The sequence below is a fragment of the Streptomyces sp. NPDC102441 genome (assembly GCF_044765585.1).
In the GTDB taxonomy this organism is placed as follows: Bacteria; Actinomycetota; Actinomycetes; order Streptomycetales; family Streptomycetaceae; genus Streptomyces.
This window is the reverse complement of the sequence record NZ_JBIWKH010000012.1, coordinates 211,559-228,883: the sequence shown is the minus strand read 5'-3', so window position 1 is coordinate 228,883 and position 17,325 is coordinate 211,559. Positions and strand designations below refer to the sequence as shown.

16 protein-coding genes and 1 pseudogene are annotated in these 17,325 nt (G+C 71.3%); 2 read left to right on the top strand and 15 right to left on the bottom strand.

Going from position 1 to position 17,325, the window contains the following annotated elements; translation table 11 throughout:
- Window positions 1–34 precede the first annotated feature (34 nt).
- A pseudogene (locus ACIREO_RS26285) lies at window positions 35–569 on the top strand (N-formylglutamate amidohydrolase).
- A gap of 10 nt (window positions 570–579) precedes the next feature.
- Here ACIREO_RS26285 and ACIREO_RS26280 read toward each other — a convergent pair.
- Complete coding sequence (locus tag ACIREO_RS26280) at window positions 580–1,014, bottom strand: VOC family protein (RefSeq protein WP_404114431.1); 435 nt, start codon at window positions 1,012–1,014, stop codon at window positions 580–582.
- A 298-nt stretch (window positions 1,015–1,312) separates the two neighbouring features.
- On the opposite strand from ACIREO_RS26280, the gene ACIREO_RS26275 reads away from it, so the two are divergent.
- On the top strand, window positions 1,313–2,152 hold the full coding sequence (locus ACIREO_RS26275) for an aldo/keto reductase (protein WP_404114430.1): 840 nt from the start codon (window positions 1,313–1,315) through the stop codon (window positions 2,150–2,152).
- Between the two features lie 21 nt (window positions 2,153–2,173).
- Here the strand turns inward: ACIREO_RS26275 and rbsD are convergent, their stop codons facing one another.
- The 14 genes from rbsD to ACIREO_RS26205 all read right to left on the bottom strand — a co-directional run bounded on the left by rbsD (window position 2,174) and on the right by ACIREO_RS26205 (window position 17,324).
- Window positions 2,174–2,563 carry a D-ribose pyranase gene (rbsD, locus tag ACIREO_RS26270; RefSeq protein ID WP_404114429.1) on the bottom strand — a complete coding sequence of 130 codons (390 nt, stop codon included), beginning with the start codon at window positions 2,561–2,563 and terminating at the stop codon, window positions 2,174–2,176.
- A complete protein-coding gene (locus ACIREO_RS26265) occupies window positions 2,560–3,498 on the bottom strand; it encodes a ribokinase (RefSeq protein WP_404114428.1) in 939 nt (312 codons plus the stop codon). The genes rbsD and ACIREO_RS26265 overlap by 4 nt, the downstream gene beginning before the upstream one ends.
- Window positions 3,499–3,518: 20 nt before the next feature.
- Entirely contained in the window at window positions 3,519–5,483 is a 1,965-nt protein-coding gene (locus ACIREO_RS26260; protein ID WP_404114427.1) for a substrate-binding domain-containing protein, read from the bottom strand.
- Window positions 5,473–7,020, bottom strand: coding sequence for a sugar ABC transporter ATP-binding protein (locus tag ACIREO_RS26255; RefSeq protein WP_404114425.1), 1,548 nt, complete (start codon window positions 7,018–7,020; stop codon window positions 5,473–5,475). The genes ACIREO_RS26260 and ACIREO_RS26255 overlap by 11 nt, the downstream gene beginning before the upstream one ends.
- A complete protein-coding gene (locus ACIREO_RS26250; protein WP_404114423.1) occupies window positions 7,017–8,033 on the bottom strand; it encodes a LacI family DNA-binding transcriptional regulator in 1,017 nt (338 codons plus the stop codon). The genes ACIREO_RS26255 and ACIREO_RS26250 overlap by 4 nt, the downstream gene beginning before the upstream one ends.
- 542 nt (window positions 8,034–8,575) lie before the next feature.
- A complete protein-coding gene (locus tag ACIREO_RS26245; protein ID WP_404114421.1) occupies window positions 8,576–9,394 on the bottom strand; it encodes an SDR family NAD(P)-dependent oxidoreductase in 819 nt (272 codons plus the stop codon).
- Window positions 9,395–9,398: 4 nt separating this feature from the next.
- Complete coding sequence (locus ACIREO_RS26240; protein ID WP_404114419.1) at window positions 9,399–9,806, bottom strand: aconitase X swivel domain-containing protein; 408 nt, start codon at window positions 9,804–9,806, stop codon at window positions 9,399–9,401.
- On the bottom strand, window positions 9,799–11,085 hold the full coding sequence (locus tag ACIREO_RS26235; protein WP_404114417.1) for an aconitase X: 1,287 nt from the start codon (window positions 11,083–11,085) through the stop codon (window positions 9,799–9,801). Before ACIREO_RS26235 ends, ACIREO_RS26240 begins: the two co-directional genes overlap by 8 nt.
- Before the next feature lie 7 nt (window positions 11,086–11,092).
- Entirely contained in the window at window positions 11,093–12,436 is a 1,344-nt protein-coding gene (locus tag ACIREO_RS26230; protein WP_404114415.1) for an FAD-dependent oxidoreductase, read from the bottom strand.
- Entirely contained in the window at window positions 12,433–13,209 is a 777-nt protein-coding gene (locus tag ACIREO_RS26225; RefSeq protein ID WP_404114413.1) for an alpha/beta fold hydrolase, read from the bottom strand. Before ACIREO_RS26225 ends, ACIREO_RS26230 begins: the two co-directional genes overlap by 4 nt.
- Entirely contained in the window at window positions 13,206–14,003 is a 798-nt protein-coding gene (locus tag ACIREO_RS26220) for an ABC transporter ATP-binding protein (RefSeq protein WP_404114412.1), read from the bottom strand. The genes ACIREO_RS26225 and ACIREO_RS26220 overlap by 4 nt, the downstream gene beginning before the upstream one ends.
- Window positions 14,003–14,815 carry an ABC transporter permease gene (locus ACIREO_RS26215; protein ID WP_404114410.1) on the bottom strand — a complete coding sequence of 271 codons (813 nt, stop codon included), beginning with the start codon at window positions 14,813–14,815 and terminating at the stop codon, window positions 14,003–14,005. The genes ACIREO_RS26220 and ACIREO_RS26215 overlap by 1 nt, the downstream gene beginning before the upstream one ends.
- Window positions 14,776–15,615: an ABC transporter permease gene (locus ACIREO_RS26210; protein ID WP_404114408.1), complete on the bottom strand. Its 840-nt coding sequence runs from the start codon at window positions 15,613–15,615 to the stop codon at window positions 14,776–14,778. The genes ACIREO_RS26215 and ACIREO_RS26210 overlap by 40 nt, the downstream gene beginning before the upstream one ends.
- Window positions 15,612–17,324 carry a dihydroxy-acid dehydratase gene (locus ACIREO_RS26205; protein ID WP_404114406.1) on the bottom strand — a complete coding sequence of 571 codons (1,713 nt, stop codon included), beginning with the start codon at window positions 17,322–17,324 and terminating at the stop codon, window positions 15,612–15,614. Before ACIREO_RS26205 ends, ACIREO_RS26210 begins: the two co-directional genes overlap by 4 nt.
- Between the last annotated feature and the right edge of the window lies 1 nt (window position 17,325).

Sequence of the window (17,325 nt, the reverse complement as noted above, 5' to 3'; positions counted from 1 at the left end):
ACGGACCTCCGTATCTCTCGCCGCCGGATCGCCGGTGCTGCTGCACGTCCCGCACTCCTCCCGGGTCATCCCGGAGGGCGTACGCAGTGGCATCGTGCTCGACGACGAGACCCTCGACGCCGAACTCGACCACATCACTGACTCCCATACGGCCGACCTGGCACGCCCGGGCGATGACCGCGGCCGTCGACGAACGGCTCGCCGCCACGGGTCGCGCCGTCGTCATCGACGTCCACTCCTACCCGGCCACCGCGCTCCCGTACGAGCTGCACGGCAGCGGTCCGCGCCCGCAGGTCTGTCTGGGGACCGACGGCTTCCACACTCCGCCCGGGCTTCTGGCCCGGGCGGAGGCGGCGTTCGCGGGATTCGGCGGCACGGGGCTGAACAGCCCGTTCCCCGGTACGTACGTGCCGCTGAAGCACTACGGGAGGGACCGGCGGGTCGGCGCGCTGATGATCGAGATCCGGCGCGACCTGTACATGACCGAGCCGGGCGGCCCGGCCGGCCCGGGGCTCGACGCGCTCGCCTCGGCACTGGCGGCACTGGTGGACGGGCTCACGGACGCGTGACGGAAGCGGGTTACCTGGGCCGGGCGTAGGGCCGGGTCATGATCTCCATGTTGTGGCCGTCCGGGTCCTTGAAGTAGGCCCCGCGGCCGCCGAAGAGGCGGTTGATCATGCCGGGTTCGGTGTGGTTGGGGTCGGCGTAGTAGGTGACGTCGAGCGCTTGGAGCCGGGCGACCATGGTGTCGAACTGAGCGTCGGGGACGAGGAAGGCGTAGTGCTGCGACTGCACCGGCTCGTCCCGCAGTTCGTAGTAGTCGAGCGTCACGCCGTTGCCCAGGTCGACGGGCAGGAACGGACCGAACGGGCGGCCGACCTCCAGGCCCAGGACGGTGGCGAGGAACTCGGCCGACAGGCTTCGGTCTCTGGCGAACACCGCGTGATGGTCGAGCTGGACGACGTCGACGCCCTGCTCGGTTCCGCGCAGGTCCTGCTGCTGTGTGCGGGTCATGTCTGCTGAAGTCTCCGTGTCGTGGATTCCGCTGGGAGGGGCGCCTCGAACGGGCGCCGGGCGAAGGAACACGACAGGGCGGCGGGGCTCGCGCCCGCCACGCGCTCATGCAGCAGCCGGGCTTCTCTCTCGTACATGGCTCAAGGCCGACCCGGCAGTCACAGAACCGACTCTAAGGGCTCGGGAATCCGGGCGCAACGGACTTCGGGACGTACGGCGAGCACGCTCGCCGTACCGGCCGCCCTGAACAACTTGCCTGCTAGCGTGTCCCGTTGACTCGAAGGGATCTACACGTCACATGACAGCGACAGCGTTCCGCATCGGTGGGGATCTAGAGGTACAGCGGCTCGGATTCGGAGCCATGCGCTTGCCGACCGAGCCGGGGACGGCCCGTCCGGCCGCTCTCGCGGTCGCCCGCCGCGCCGTCGAGCTGGGCATCACCCTGATCGACACCGCGCACATGTACGGCGGCGGGGCCAACGAGGAACTTCTCGCGGAAGCCCTGCACCCCTACCCCGAGGACCTCCTGATCACCACGAAGGTTGGTCTCACCCGGCCGGATCCCTCGGCCGACTGGAAGCTCGACGGGAGGCCGGCCGTCCTGCGCGACCAGGTGGAGCAGGGGCTGCGGCGTCTGCGTGTCGAGCGGATCGAGCTCCTTCAGCTGCACCGCATCGACCCGGAGACGCCGCTCGCCGACCAGCTCGGCACGCTGCGGGACCTCCGGGACGAGGGCAAGATCGGCCGGATCGGTCTGTCCGAGGTCACCGCCGACGAACTCGCGGAGGCACGGAAGACCGTCGAGATAGCGAGCGTGCAGAACCGCTACAACCTGCTCGACCGGGAGCACGAGCCCGTCCTCACCGCCTGCGAGGCGGCAGGGATCGCGTTCCTGCCGTGGCGCCCGGTCGTCTGGGGCGACTCCGGGGCGAACCCCGAGATCCTCGCCGTGGCGGCCGAGCTGGAGGCCACCCCCACACAGGTCGCCCTGGCCTGGCTGCTCGCCCACTCGCCGGCCATCCTCCCGATCCCGGGCACAGCCCGGATCGACCACCTGGAGGAGAACGCCGCGGCGGGGAGTGTCCGTCTGGCCCCCGCCCACCTCGAGATCCTCGACCGGTTGGCCGCGCCGAAGTAGTCCCCCGGGCCGGGTGCGGCGTCAGAAGAAGACGCCGCACCTCAGCAGCACGTTCGCGTACGGCCGCGCCTCCCCCGTGCGTACCACCAGGCGGGCGGACGCGGTGAGCGCCTTGAGCTGTTCGTGGGACACGTGCGTCAGGTCCGGGAGGCGGGTGGCCAGGAGGCGGGCGGCTTCCGGGTTGGCCTCCCGTATCTCCTCGGCCGCCGTCGCGCCCTCCACGGCCAGTTCGTCCAGCAGCCCGTCCAGGACCTCGGCGAACGACGGGACGCCCGCCCGGAAGGCGAGGTCGACGACGCGGGGCCCCGGTGGGATGGGCATGCCCACGTCGCAGATCAGAACGCCGTCGCCGTGGCCGAGTTCGGCTACGGCGCCCGCCAGGTGGCGGTTCAGGATGCCTGACTTCTTCACAGCGCTGCGACCTCTTCCGCTGTCGGGAACGACGCCTGCGCGCCCTCCTTGGTGACGGCTGCCGCGCCGACCCGTACGGCGAACGTGGCGGCCTCGGCCAGTTCCTCACCCAGACCGAGCCGCCAGGCGAGAGCGGCGGTGAACGCGTCGCCCGCGCCCGTCGTGTCCACGGCGTCGACCTGGGGACTCGGCACGCGTACGGGGTCGCCGCGGCGGGTGTCGGAGACCAGCGCGCCGTCCGCGCCCAGGGTGATCACCACCGAGCGCGGGCCGAGGGCGATGAGCCCCCGCGCCCAGGACTCCGGGGTACTGCCCGCGCTCTCCCCGAGGATGTAGCGCGCCTCGTGCTCGTTGACCACGAGCGGGTCGCAGGCGGCCAGCACCTCGTCGGGGAGCGGCGCGGGCGGGGAGGGGTTGAGGACCAGCCGCGCGCCAGGCCCGAGGGCGCGGGCCGTCTCCGCGACCGTGGCCAACGGGATCTCCAGCTGTACGGAGACCACGCGGGCCGAGGCGAGGAGAGGTTCCGCGGCCCTGATGTCCTCGGGGGACAGCCGGGCGTTGGCGCCCGGGGACACGACGATGCTGTTGTCGCCCGAGGGATCGACGGTGATGAGGGCCACGCCGGTGGGCGCCCCGCCGACGAGGACTCCGCCGGTGTCGACCCCCGCCTCCTGCTGCGAGGCGCGCAGCAGTCGTCCGTGGGCGTCGTCGCCGACCCTGGCCAGCAGCGCCGTACGGGCACCGAGGCGGGCGGCGGCGACCGCCTGGTTGGCGCCCTTGCCGCCGGGGTGGACGACGAGGTCGGAGCCGAGCACCGACTCCCCCGGCCCGGGGCGGCGGTCGACGCCGACGACCAGGTCGGCGTTGGCCGAGCCGACGACCAGGAGGTCGTGCCGGGAGGGTGTGGAGGCTGCGGAGGCATCGGTCGCTTCCATCAGGGCAGTGCCTTTCGTGATCAGGAGAAGTCGGCGACGTTCTGCCGGGTGACGACCTTTACCGGCACCTTGACCATGCTGTCGATCTTCTTGCCGTCGGCCGCCTTGATCGCGTTCTGTACGGCGATCTTCCCCAGTTCCTCGGGCTGCTGGGCCACGGAGGCGTACAGGGTGCCCGCCTCGACCGCTGTGAGGCCGTCGGGGGTTCCGTCGAAGCCGACGACCGGGACGGACTTCCCCGCCTTGCTGCCCAGCGCCTTGACCGCGCCGAGTGCCATCTCGTCGTTCTCCGCGAAGACGCCGTTGATCCCGGGGTGGGACTGGAGCAGGTTGGTCATGACGTCCAGGCCCTTGGTCCGGTCGAAGTCGGCCGGCTGGGTCGCCACGACCTTGATGCCCGGGTACGCCTTGATGCCTGCGGCGAAGCCGGCACCGCGCTCGCGGCTGGCGGAGGTTCCCGCGGTGCCCTGGAGGACGATGATGCTGCCCTTGCCGCCGAGCCGGTCGGCGAGTGTCTTCGCGGCGAACTTGCCGCCCGCCACGTTGTCGGAGGCCACGAGCGTCGCGGACTTGGCCTTGTTGACTGCCCGGTCGGCGGCGACCACGGGGATGTCGGCCTTGTTGGCGTTGCGGACGCCGGGGCCGACCGCGTCGGAGTCCACCGGGTTGACGATGACGGAGTCCACCCCGGAACTGGTGAAGTTCTCCAGCTGGTTGGCCTGCTGCGAGGCGTCGTTCTGGGCGTCGGTGACGGTGAGATCGATCCCGGCCGCCTTCGCCTCCTTCTGCGCGCCCTCCTTCATCTGGACGAAGAAGGGGTTGTTGAGGGTGGAGAGCGACATGCCCACCTTGGTGGTGGTGCCGGAGGAACCGGACTTGAAGAAGGTCACGGCGGCGATGACGGCGGCCAGGCAGACCACCGCGATGCCGACCTGCATCGCCCCCTTACGGCCCTTTCCTGGCCCCCCGGGCGCCGCGGAAGCACCGCCGGCGGACGCACCGCCGGATCCGGCCTTGCGGCGCAGGGTGTCCAGCAGCACCGCGAGGGCGATGACGACGCCGATGACGACCTGCTGCCAGAAGGCGGACACGGACAGGAGGTTGAGGCCGTTGCGCAGCACGGCGAGGATCAGTGCGCCGATCAGGGTGCCGGACGCCTTGCCGACGCCGCCCGCGAGGCTGGCGCCGCCGATGACGACCGCGGCGATCGCGTCGAGTTCGTACCCCTGTGCCGCCTGCGGCTGCGCGGAGACCAGACGGGAGGCGAGGACGATGCCGGCCACGGCGGCGAAGAGACCGGACAGGGCGTAGATGGCCAGCTTCTGCTTCTTGACGCGCAGTCCGGACAGCCGGGCCGCTTCCTCGTTGCCGCCGATGGCGTACATGGAGCGGCCGATGTAGGTGCGGGCCAGGATCAGTGCCGCTATCAGGCCCATCGCGATCATCACGAGGACGGGGACGGGCAGCCAGCCGCCGAGGGTGTCACCGAGGACCGAGACGGAGTCGGGGAAGGGGATCGGCCGGCCCTGGGAGATGACCAGGGACAGCCCACGGGCCACCGAGAGCATGGCCAGCGTCGCGATGAACGAGGGCAGCTTGCCGTACGCGACGAGGGCGCCGCTGACGAAGCCGCAGGCGATGCCGGTGGCCACGGCGATGATGACCGCCAGCCAGACGGGGACGCCCGCGGACGTCGCCGACCAGGCGAGGACGGTCGCGGAGAGCGCGGCGACCGAACCGACGGAGAGGTCGATGCCCGCGGAGACGATGACGAAGGTGACGCCGAACGCGAGGATCGCGGTCACCGCGGCCTGGACACCGACGTTCAGCAGGTTCTGAGTGGTGAGGAAGTCGCCGGAGAGCAGCGACATCGCCACCAGTAGGACGACCAGAGCGCTGAGGGCGCCGTTGTCGAGCAGGAGGCGGCGGAGGGTGTGTCCGGCGCCGCCCGCGCCCGTCTTGCTCGGATGCGTGTCAGTGGCCACGGGGGCTCTCCTCTGCGTTCTCTGTGTGCTCGGTGGGGCCGGTCACGGGGGCGACGCTGACGGCGAGTGCCATCACGGCGTCCTGGGTGGCTTCGTGAGCGGGGAGTTCTCCGGCGATGCGGCCCTGGGCCATGACGAGAACCCGGTCACTCATGCCGAGGACCTCGGGCAGGTCGCTGGAGATCATCAGGACGGCGTGCCCGGAGGCCGTGAGCTCGTTGATGAGCTGGTAGATCTCGACCTTGGCACCGACGTCGATCCCGCGTGTGGGCTCGTCGAGGATCAGCACCCGGGTGTCGGCCAGGAGCCATTTCCCGATGACGACCTTCTGCTGGTTGCCGCCGGACAGGGTGCGGACGTGCTGGCCGAGGCCCGCCATCCGCACGCCGAGCTGCTCGGCGATGCGGGCGGCTGCGGTGCGCTGTCCCTTGACGTCGACGAGTCCCGATCGGGTCGCCGAGCGGAGGGTGACCAGGCCGAGGTTCTCCTGCACGGAGGCGTCGAGCAGCAGGCCCTGGCCCTTGCGGTCCTCGGGGACGAGGCCGAGCCCCGCGCCCATGGCGGCGGTCACGTCGTGCTTGCCGAGGCGCTCGCCGCGTACGTCGACGCTCCCGGCGTCGTAGGGGTCGGCGCCGAAGACGGCGCGGGCGACCTCGGTGCGGCCCGCTCCGACGAGTCCGGCGAGGCCGACGACCTCACCGGCCTTCACGTCGAAGGTAATGTCGTGGAACACCCCGTCGCGGGTGAGTCCCCGCACGGAGAGCAACGGCGCACCGGTTTCCGGACGTTCGCGCGGGTACTGCTGGTCGATGCTGCGCCCCACCATGAGCTGGACGAGCTCCGCCTCGGGGGTGGAGGCCGGCACCTGGTCGATGCTGCGGCCGTCGCGCAGGACGGTGACACGGTCACCGAGGGCCGCGATCTCGTCGAGGTGATGCGTGATGAAGACGACGCCCACGCCGTCCGCGCGCAGCTGCCGCACGATCCTGAAGAGCTTGTCGACCTCCTCGGAGGTGAGGACGGCGGTCGGCTCGTCCATGATCAGGACGCGTGCGTCAAGACTGAGCGCCTTCGCGATCTCGACCATCTGCAGCCGGGCGATGCCCAGTTCGCGGACTCTCGCTCTCGGCGAGATGTGCAGTCCGACACGGCGCAGGAGCACCTCGGCGTCGGCTTCCATGCGCCGCCGGTCGATCATGCCGAAGCGGCGTGGCTGGCGGCCCAGGAAGATGTTCTCGGCGACCGTCAGATCGGGCACCAGGTTGAACTCCTGGTAGATCGTGGCGATTTTGAGCTTCTCGGCGTCCTGCGCGCCGTTGATGCGCACCTCCCGGCCGCCGGCGAAGATCCGGCCGCGGTCCGGGCGGTAGGCGCCGGAGAGCATCTTGATGAGGGTGCTCTTGCCGGCGCCGTTCTCACCGAGCAGGACGTGCACTTCCCCGCTGCGGAGGTCGAAGTCGACGCTGTCCAGGGCGACGACACCGGGGAAGGTCTTGCGTACGCCTTCGATGCGCAGCAACTCGACTGATTCGCTCACTCGTTGCTCCCGGGGGTGATGGTGCGCTCGCCGCAGGAGCCGCGTACGACGAGGCGGGCGGGCAGGGTCACGGACTGCGGGGGGCGGCCCTCGACGATGTCGACCAGCGCACGCACCGCGGCACGCCCGAGTTCGCCGGTCGGCTGGGCGATCGCGGTGATCGGCGGGCCGGTGTGGACGAACCACGGGATGTCGTCGAAGGCCGCGATCCCGATGTCCTCGGGAACGCGCAGGCCGTGTGCGCGGATGGCGTCCAGGGCGCCGAGTGCCATGAGGTTGTCGGCGGCGAACACGATCTCCGGCGGGTCGGGCAGCGCCAGGAAGCGCTCGGTTGCGCGCCTGCCGCTGTCGGCCTGGAAGTCGCCCTGTCCGATGTAGGCGTCGGGCAGGGCGAGTCCGTGGGACCGCATCGCTTCCCGGAAGGCCTCGACGCGTTCGTTGCCGGTGGTGGTGGCGGCCGGCCCCGCGATGATGGCGAGCCTGCGGTGGCCGAGCGCGTACAGATGGGCGACCAGGTCCTGGATGGCCCGGTGACCGTCCGCGCGGACGACGGGGATGTCCACTCCGGGAATCCAGCGGTCGACGAAGACCATCGGGGTGCCGGTGCGTGCGACGTCCGTGAGCAGCGGGGACTCCCCGTCGGCGGGCGAGACCAGCAGCCCGTCGATCCTGCGGTCCAGGAGCGTACGGACGTGGTGGTCCTGCTGTTCGAGCCGCTCGTCGGCGTTGCCGATGATCACGCTGTAGCCGAGCGCGCGGGCCTCCTCCTCGACGGAGCGGGCCAGCGCGGTGAAGTACGGGTTGAGCACGTCGCTGATGACGAGGCCGAGCGTGCGCGTCCGGTCGGTGCGCAGCGAGCGGGCCACGGCGTTGGGCCGGTAGCCGAGGGCGTCGACGGCGGCGAGGACGCGTCTGCGTGCGTCCGGGCTGACGGAGGGATGACTGTTGAGGACGCGGGAGACCGTGGCGACAGAGACTCCTGCCTGGGCCGCGACATCCTTGATGCTCGCCATTTCCGGACCACCTCCTTGTGGTTACCGTGAGCCTCGAGACCAGCGGAACCAACCGTGGAATCGATTACAAGAATGATTGGAATCGATTCCACGCACGAAAACAAGTACCTCGGGACCGGACGAGACCGGATCGTGATCGGGGCCGGGCGCCCGGGGCCCTCAGATCGCGTCGCCGGAAAGGATCTTGATGGCTTGCCGGGAATCCGGGGTGTCCAGGACCTGGGAATGTCCCGTGAGCAGGGCGGCGGCCTCGGCCCGGACCTGCGCCATCAGCCGGGCGTGGCTGTCGTGGCGGGCGCGGATCCGGTCGAGCGGTTCGGCGGGTCGCGGAGGGCCGCGATGAGGTCCCTCACGGCGTTCTACCGGGACGGCCCGCCGGCAGCAGCTGGCCGACCGGATCGGCATCCTGCTCGGACGCCCCGCCGATGTCGTCGACGTCGGCGCCGTCCCACGGTCCGGCACGGGGGCGAGGCGGGCGTCCGCGCCCCTGGCCGACCGTCGGCAATGTATCCGCTGCTGCCGGAAGGGGGCGCCGCGCTTCGTCAGGCAGTCCCGGAACCGGGGGCCGGGAGCATCTCGCTCGGGACCTGGGTGAGGGCCGACGCGCCGCCGTCCACGACGTGGACGCCTCCGGTCATCCAGGACGAAGCGTCGGAGGCGAGCAGGAGAGCCGCTCCCGTGACGTCGTCGGGCCTGCCCCAGCGCCGCATCGGGACGGAGTTCTCCCACGCGGCGACGGCGGCCTCGGGCCGGGGGCCCGGGCCGCCGATGTTGGTGACCACCGGTCCCGGGGCCAGGGCGTTGACGCGGACGCCGAAGCGGGCGAGTTCCAGCGAGGCCTGGCGGACCAGGCCGACGACGGCGGACTTGGAAGCGACATACGGGTAGCTGACGCGTGGTTCGGCGCGCAGGCCCGCCGTGGAGGCGGTGACCACGATGCTTCCGGACCGCTGCTGCTTCATGACCCGGGCACAGTGCTGGAGGCAGTGGAACAGCCCGTCCAGGTTGACGTCCATGACCCGCCGCCATGCTTCGAAGGGCAGCTCGTCGATCGCCCCGCCGGGCTGGAGCTGGGAAGGTACGCCGTTGACACCGGCGTTCAGGAAGGCGACGTCGAGGCGGCCCGAAGCGGCCACGACGCCGTCCACCAGGGCGCGGACCGCGTCCGGGTCCGTCACGTCGCACACGTGTGACGTGACGGACCCGGTCAGTTTCCCGGCCGCTTCGTGGACGTCGTCCGACACGTCGGCGAGGTGCACCGTGGCGCCTTCGTCCGCGCAGGCGCGGGCGATCGCGTGACCGATCCCGCTCGCCGCGCCGGTCACCAGCACCACCCGTCGGTCGATGCGCAGGGTGTCCATCAGATCAGCCTTTCGTTTGTACCAGTACGGTGCCCGCGGTCCCGTCCACCTCCACCACGTCACCGGTGCGGATCATCCCGGTGATGTCCAGGCCCGTCACCGCCGGGACGTGGAGGACGACAAGGCCCAGGGCGAGCTTGCTGTTCATCCGCGTGAACACGATGGCGCACGGCGCGGTGCCCTGCAGTTTGGCGAGGTGGAACTGCCCGGACCAGCCGGAGGACCCTTTGGCCCCGGGCAGCACCAGCACGGTGCCGGCAACACTGGCCCCGTGCTGAGGGTGGCGGCTCTCCACGATGATGCCGGTCCGCGGGTCGATGCCGCCCCACCCCGACACCGGTGCGGTGCACACCAGGGCGGGTCCGCCGGCCCGCCCGGCGACGACGCCGGTGCCGCGCAGCAGCTCAGGCATCGGGCCACCGCCCATCCAAGGCCGCCGAGACACAGGTCCGTACGCTGCCGAACCAGCCCTGTACGCCCGTGATGGCCGGCAGGTAGTGCGCCTGCTTCGCGGAGTCGGTGGCGAACACGCGTGTGCCGGGCGGCAGGAACTGTCCGATCGCCGGGCAGGTGTCGGACAGCACGCGTGCGCCCGCCTTCTCGATGGTGTCGACGTAGCCGCTGCGTTCGGCCAGTGTGCGCAGGGTGCGAGGAGTGAACACCCACAAGGTGGTGGAGTCCGCGAGGTGGCGGCCCTCCAGCAGCTCTGCGACCTCGCGTACCTGTTCCAGTGAGGCGTGCGGACAGCCGATCATCACGAAGTCCACCTCGCGTTCGGTGGCCGTCCGGCTCAGCGATGCCACGGTCTCCGCGTGTGCGGCGGCGTCGAAGACCGAGACCGCGTCGGGTTCCCGCCCGGCCAGCGCCTGTTCCACCGTCCGGGCCTCCGGTGTTACGCCGGGCAGGTGGTACATCTCTACGTCGCCGGAGGAGGCGGCGGCCGCGCCGAACTGCTTGAGCTGCACCGGGGTCGGGGCAGCGGCCGCATGAGTGAGCCCTGGTCCGGTGAGGACCGGGACGGCTTCCTGGACCTGCTCCCCCACCCAGTAGCCGAGAACGTTCCAGTCCTCCGTGGTGACGACCGGGTGCCGCACCTCGACCAGATGTGTGGCGCGCCGATGTCCGTCCAGGTGGTAGCCGCAGTAGGGAGTGCGGCCGGTGAGCATGGAGGCGGCCGAGGACTCGCGGCCCTCGGTGTTGGTCCGGGCTCCGAGCACGGAGTTGATGTAGACGACCGCGGAGGACTCCATCCACGCGCAGTGCTCACCGAACCGGGGCACGTTGCCCACTTGGTAGGGGGTGCAGGTCGACAGGAGGTCCACGCCCTTGTCCACGAGATAGCGCTCGCTGTCGTCCATCGCCGCGGCGTCCACGGGGGCCACGCCCTGGAGGTCCCACCGGTCCCGGTCGCGGGGGCCGATGAGCTGACAGCTGTGCGCGCGGAACGGCGGGACGTCGACCGTCTCGTCGAGGTCGAGGGAGAAGCGCGAGAAGAGGGCGGCCGGGTCGGTGGTGCCGAGGACCCGGGCGTGGCGCGGTCCGAAGAGGTTGGCGCCACACACGTTGTCGGTGTCGATAAGGCGCTCAGCGCCCATCAACTCACCGTATTTGACCAGGAGTTCCAGGGCGGAGCGGACCGCAGGGCCCTCCTCGCCGGCCAGCATGCGTTCGTCGGCGGGGGTCAGCAGCACGAGTTCCTCACAGTGTCAGGCACGCTCCCTCTCCTTCCAGTTCGTCGCGCAGCTGCGCGACGTCGACCTCGGCGGCCGTGACGTGGTCCTTCAGTGCCAGGTGGGCGGCCGTGCCGGCGGCCTGCCCCATGGCGAAACACGGCCCGGCGACACGCGCGGCGGACTGGCCGCCGTGGGTCATGGAGGCGCAGCGCCCGGCGACGAGCAGGTTCCCGGGGCCTTCGGCGGGAACGAGCATGCGGTACGGCAGCTGGTTGTAGCCCACCGGGTCGTCCCCGTAGGGCCAGCGGATGTCGAGGTCTCCGTCGACGTGGGCCTCCACCGGCCAGCCGTTGAGGCCGATGGAGTCCTCGAAGCGGGCGCAGGAGCGGACGTCTTCCTCGGTGAGGAGGTACCGGCCGAGCAGGCGTCGGGTCTCGCGGATGCCGATCTCGGGGCCGATGTCGACGATGTAGGACCGTTCGAAGCCGGGAAGGTTCTCGCGGATGAAGCCGAACACCTCCTGGGCCTGTGCGCGGCCCTGCACCTCGCCGTGGGTGAGCTGCCAGACGTCGGTGCCGTCCACCGCGCTGCCGTCGGTGTTGCGCAACTGGGTGGCGTTGGCCCGCCACTCGATGGCGTCGCGCTGGGGCCGGACGATCGCGCCGCGGCGCGGGAAGCGGGGGCGGCCGGCGGCGACGGCCTCGTCCATCAGGCGCGGCAGCGTCTTCCACGCGGGTCCGGCGCGCTCGTCGTCCACCGCGTTGATGCGGAACATCGTGGACGGGTAGAGCATGTCGCCGTGCGGGTCGGCCTTCTCGTGGCTCGTTCCGGTCCAGGCCAGCAGGTCGCCGTCACCGGAGCAGTCGATGAACACCTGGCCGCGCAGGATGCCGCGGCCGGACTTCGATTCGACGACGACGGCCTCGACGCCCGCCGGGCCGGTGATCGCGCACACCGCGAAGGCGTGGTACAGGAGTTGGGCTCCGGCGGACAGGACGTGGTCGTCGGCAGCGCTGCGGTAGGCCGGAATGTCGTAGGCCTGTGCCTGGATGCGGTCGGCGAACGACAGGTGGGGGGCGCGGAGTCCGCCGAGACGGTCGATGCGCTCCAGGAGTTCGGTGGCGTGTCCTCGGACGGTGAGGACGTGTTCGCCGTGGACGTTGGAGTACATGCCGCAGAAGGTGGACAGGCCACCGCCGGTGCCGGCGCCGCCGAGGTATCCGCTCTTCTCCACCAGCAGGGTGCTGCGTCCGGCCCGGGCGGCCGCGGTGGCCGCGGCGAGTCCGGAGGGACCGCCGCCGAGGACGACGACCTCCCATTCGCCGAACACCGGTGTCTCACGGGTGGGTTCCGTGACGTAGCTGTTCACGGGGTGGCCTTTCTGTCGGCTGTGGCGGTGGTCCAGTGGTTCGTCAGCAGTGTGTGGAGCCGGTCGGGGATCTCCTGGCTCAGCAGGTGGCCCGCGTCGGGGAGCGCGATCTGCCGGGCGCCGGGCACGGCGGCCGCGATCGTCCGCGCGTGGTGGGCCGGGACGACGGCGTCGGCGAGCCCGTTCACCGCGAGCACGGGGCACCGGATTCCGGCCAGCCGGTCCCGTAGGTCGGTGCCCGCGATGGCTTCGCAGCAGGCCCCGTAGCCCGCGGGGTCGAGCCGCCCGACGCCGTCGACGGTGTCCTGCACCAGGGCCGTCGGTGCCTGCGCCACGGCCGGGGCGTACCAGCGGTCCAGCAGGCCCGAGGTGGCCACCGCCATGCCCTGTTCACGGACCGCCGCGGCGCGGCGCCGCCAGAAGACCGGGTCGTCCGCGAACGCGGGCGCGTTGAGGGTGACGAGGCTGCGTACCCGGTCAGGGTGTTCCGCGGCCAGGGCGAGCCCGACGGTGCCGCCGAGGCTGATACCCACGACGTCGGCGGACTCGATCTCCAGCGAGTCGAGGAGGGTGACGGCGTCGTGGACCAGGTCGGCGAGATCGTACGGTCCCGGGGGCGCCGGGGAGGCGCCGTGCCCGCGGTGGTCGTACGCGATCACTCGCCGCCCGGTGCGCAGGCGTGCGCGCTGGGGTGCCCACATCGCGGCGGTGGTGCCCAGGGAGGCGGAGAGCAGGACCGGGGCGCCGGATCCCTCGTCGGTGAAGGCGGTCATGCGGCGGCTCCCGCGCGGCGGCCGGCCTTCGCGTCCTGGATGCCCCGGTGGACACGGGTGCGCAGCTCGGCGAACTCCGCTGTCGAGCGGCTCGTGACCTGGTCGCGTTCGGCCGGGAGTCCGATGGGGACGTCGTCGAGGACGTGGGTGGGTGAGGCGGACAGGACCAGGACGCGTTCGCCGAGGTACACGGCCTCGTCGACGTCGTGGGTGACGAACAGCGTGGTGATGCCCAGGGACCGCCACAGTGACCGGACGAGGTCTTCGAGGTCGGCTCGGGTCTGCGCGTCGACAGCGGCGAAGGGTTCGTCCATGAGCAGCACCTGCGGCTCGTAGGCGACGGCCCGGGCGATGGCGACGCGCTGCTGCATACCGCCGGAGAGCTGCCAGGGGTAGGCGTCGCCGGAGGCGGCGAGTCCGACTGCGGCGAGTGAGTCGTCGACCAGCCGGTCGCGTTCGGCGCGGGGCAGGCCCTTCTGCCGCAGTGGGAGGTCGATGTTCTGCCGCACGGTCTGCCAGGGGAAGAGGCTGCGGCCGTACTCCTGGAACACCACGGCCATGCCGGGCGGTGGCCCGGTCACGGGGGTGCCGTCGAGCAGGACCTCCCCCGCCGTGGGGGCGAGCAGTCCGGCCAGGCATTTCAGCAGGGTCGTCTTGCCCGCGCCGGAGGGGCCGACGATACACGCGAACTCGCCGCGGGCGACGGAGAAGGTGATGTCGCCGATCGCCTCCACCCGGTGACCGGCGGACTCGTACACCTTGTTGAGGCCCTTGACCTCGACCATGTCTGTCATCAGCCGTTCTTCCTCTGCGACTCGCGCAGGCCCAGGTACCAGCCCAGGGCCCGCTTCTCGACGACGGTGAACAGCGCGGACAGCGCGAATCCGATGAGGCCGAGCAGGATGATGCCGCTCCACATCTGGGGGATCGCGAAGGTGCGCTGGAACTGCACGATGCTGAAGCCGAGGCCGTTGGTGGCGGCGAACATCTCACCGATGACCATGAGGATCAGCCCGACGGAGAGCGCCTGGCGGAGTCCGGCCGCGATCTGCGGGCTCGCCGCGGGCAGCACCATGTGACGCAGCTTCGCGCCGCGGGTGATGCCATAGGTGCGGCAGGTGTCGACCATGACCTCGTCAGCACCGCGTACGCCCTCGACGGTGTTCAGCAGGACCGGCCAGACACAGCCGGAGACGATGACCAGCACCTTCGGGCCGTCCCCGATGCCGGCGACGATCGCGATGACCGGCACCAGCACGGTCGGCGGGAGGGCGCGCAGGAACTCCAGCACCGGTTCGGCCCCACGGCGCAGCGCGTCGGTCAGGCCGAGGACGACGCCCAGGGCCACACCGAGGACGGCGGAGAGGGCGAAGCCGGTGAGGAGCCGGAGCAGGCTGGGCACGACGTCATCGGTGAACCGGGACGAAAGCCACAGTTCTCCGAACCGGTCGAAGATGTCGGGCAGGGGCGGGTAGTAGTAGCTGGTGCTGTTGACGCTGGTGATCCACCACAGTGCGACGAGGGCGGCGGGCAGCCCGAGGGCGAACAGGGTGCGGCGCAGGACGTTCATCGGGAACCCGCCGATCGCCGGACGGAGGGGTGCCATCCGAGCGTGGCCCGTTCGGCGTACCGGAAGCCCACGTTGACCAGGACACCCAGGACTCCGGTGAGCAGTACGAGCGCGAACATCTCGGTCGTCGCCCCGCTGCTCTGGGCGACGGAGATGAGCTGGCCGATGCCCTGGGTGCCGATGACCAGTTCGCCGGTGATGGCCAGGACCAGGGCGACCGAGGCGGCCAGCCTGATGCCGGTGAACACGAACGGCAGGGCGGTCGGCCAGATGACGTGCCGGACGCGGGCCCACAGGCCGAAACGGTAGGAACGGGCGGTGTCGTAGGCGACCGGGTCGATGTCCTGGACGCCGTAGAGCACCTGCACCAGCACCTGCCAGAAGCCGGCGTAGACAATGAGGACCACACCGGACTCGTAGCCGGTGCCGAAGATGAGGATGACCGCCGGGATGAGCGCCACCGAGGGGATCGGGCGCAGGAACTCCACCGTGGAGGCGGTGAGTGCGCGCAGCACCGGCACGAGCCCGATGGCCACGCCGACGACCACTCCCGCGGCTACGGCGACCACCAGCCCGACGGCCCAGGTGCGGACCGTGCTGCCCAGGGCCTCCCACAGCGCGCCGTCGGCCGATTCCCGGCCGAGCTCGGCCAGGACTGAGCTGAGCGGGGGCAGCGCGCCGTCCGCGACGAGGCCGGCACGCGGGACGAGTTCGGCCACCAGCGCGGCGACAACGATGCCGACCAGCGGAGCGACACGGGGCCGGGGCCTGCGGGCGCGCGGCGGCGGAGCGGGCGGCGGGGCTTCGGTGGGCCGGGTGACTTCGAGCACCTTCATCGGACTTCTCCCTGGGATTGCCCGCACACGCTCGCGCAGGCCCCGCGGGCCAGGACGGAGCCGCAGGCGGGGCTGGTGACGGTGCGGTCGTACACGGACAGCCAGCCAGGGGTACGGACGGTCTCCGCGGCGGCGGTCTCGCGGCCGGCCAGGGTGTCCGGATCGACCTCCAGGTCCACCGTGCGGGTGGTGAGATCGATGCTGATCAGGTCGCCGTCGCGGATCCGGCCGAGCGGGCCGCCGACGGCGGCCTCGGGAGAGACCTCGCCGACGACGATGCCCTTGTTGACCAGTCCGGAGAGCTGGCCGTCGGTGACCACCGCGACCTTCTCGCCGAGTCCGGCGCCGTCGAGGGCGAACACGAACGCCGAGGCCATCGCCATGCCGGGACCGCCGTGGAGTCCCATGCCGCGCAGCACGACCACGTCACCGGCCTGGACCTCTCCCGCTGCGAGAGCGTCGACGGCCGCTTCCCTGGACGGGTAGCAGCGGGCCGGGCCGCGGAAGGCGGTGGGCCGGTCCTCGTCGGCGGGCAGTTTCACGATGGCACCCTCGGCCGCCAGGGACCCTCGCAGGACGACGATCGAGGGTGTACGGGAGAACGGGTCGTCCAGCGGCCTGATGAACTCCGGGTCGGACTGCGGTGCCTCGGCGAGGAGTTCGCCGAGCGGTAGTCCGGTGGCCCCGACAGCGGTGAGGTCCAGCAGTGGTGCCAGCGCGGCGAGGACACCGCGGGTGCCGCCGGCGTCGTCGAGCTGCTCGATGTGATGGGGACCGTTGGGCCGTACCGCCGTGATCACGGGGACCCGGTCGGCCAGTTCCTCGTAGGTCCGCCACACATCGACGTCCAGTCCGGCCTCGACGGCGACGGCCTGGAGGTGCTTGACGGAGTTGATCGAGCCGCCGACCGCGAGCATGACGGTGACCGCGTTGCGGATCGCCGCCGGGGTGAGCACCGTTCGTGCGGTCCGCCCCTCGTGCACCATCTCCACTATGCGCCGGCCGGCCGAGCGGACGGCGTCCCACATGGCAGGACCGTCGGCTCGGGTCGGGGTGGTGCCGGGCAGTGCCATGCCGAGCGCCTCGGCGGCCATGTGCATGGTGTTGGCGGTGCCCATCCCCGCGCACACTCCGGGACCGCGGATGGCGTCCTCGGACATGGCGAGCAGGTCCTCGGCGGAGGTACGGCCCAGGGCGGTGTGGCCTGCGTGCAGGAAGACGTCCTCGATGTCGGCGCCGCCGTCCTCGTGCAGGGCGCTGCGCTGGTAGCCGCAGGCGACGAGCAGGGTGGGCACGTCGAGCCTGCCACCCGCCATCATGTGGGCGGGTGCGGTCTTGTCGCACGAGCTGAGGCACACCATGCCGTCGAGCAGGGCGCCCTCCACCACGACCTCGATGTCGTTGACGATGAGGTCGCGGGTGGGCAGCACGTACCGCCCGCCGGCGCCGGCGCTGGTCACGAAGTCGGCCGGAGCCGCGGTACGGATCTCGAAGGGCAGGCCGCCCGCTCGGCGTATCGCGTCCTTGAGCACCGGGACGATGTCGTCGAGGTGGGCGAAGCAAGCGGCCAGGTCCGAGGAGGAGTTGACGATGGCTATCTTGGGCCGGGCCATCTCCTCGTCGGTGATGCCCAGTGAGCGCCACTGGGCCCGTCGGACGGCCCAGCGGGAACTGCCGGCCGGCAGGTCGCTGCGGAGAGAGGTGGTCATG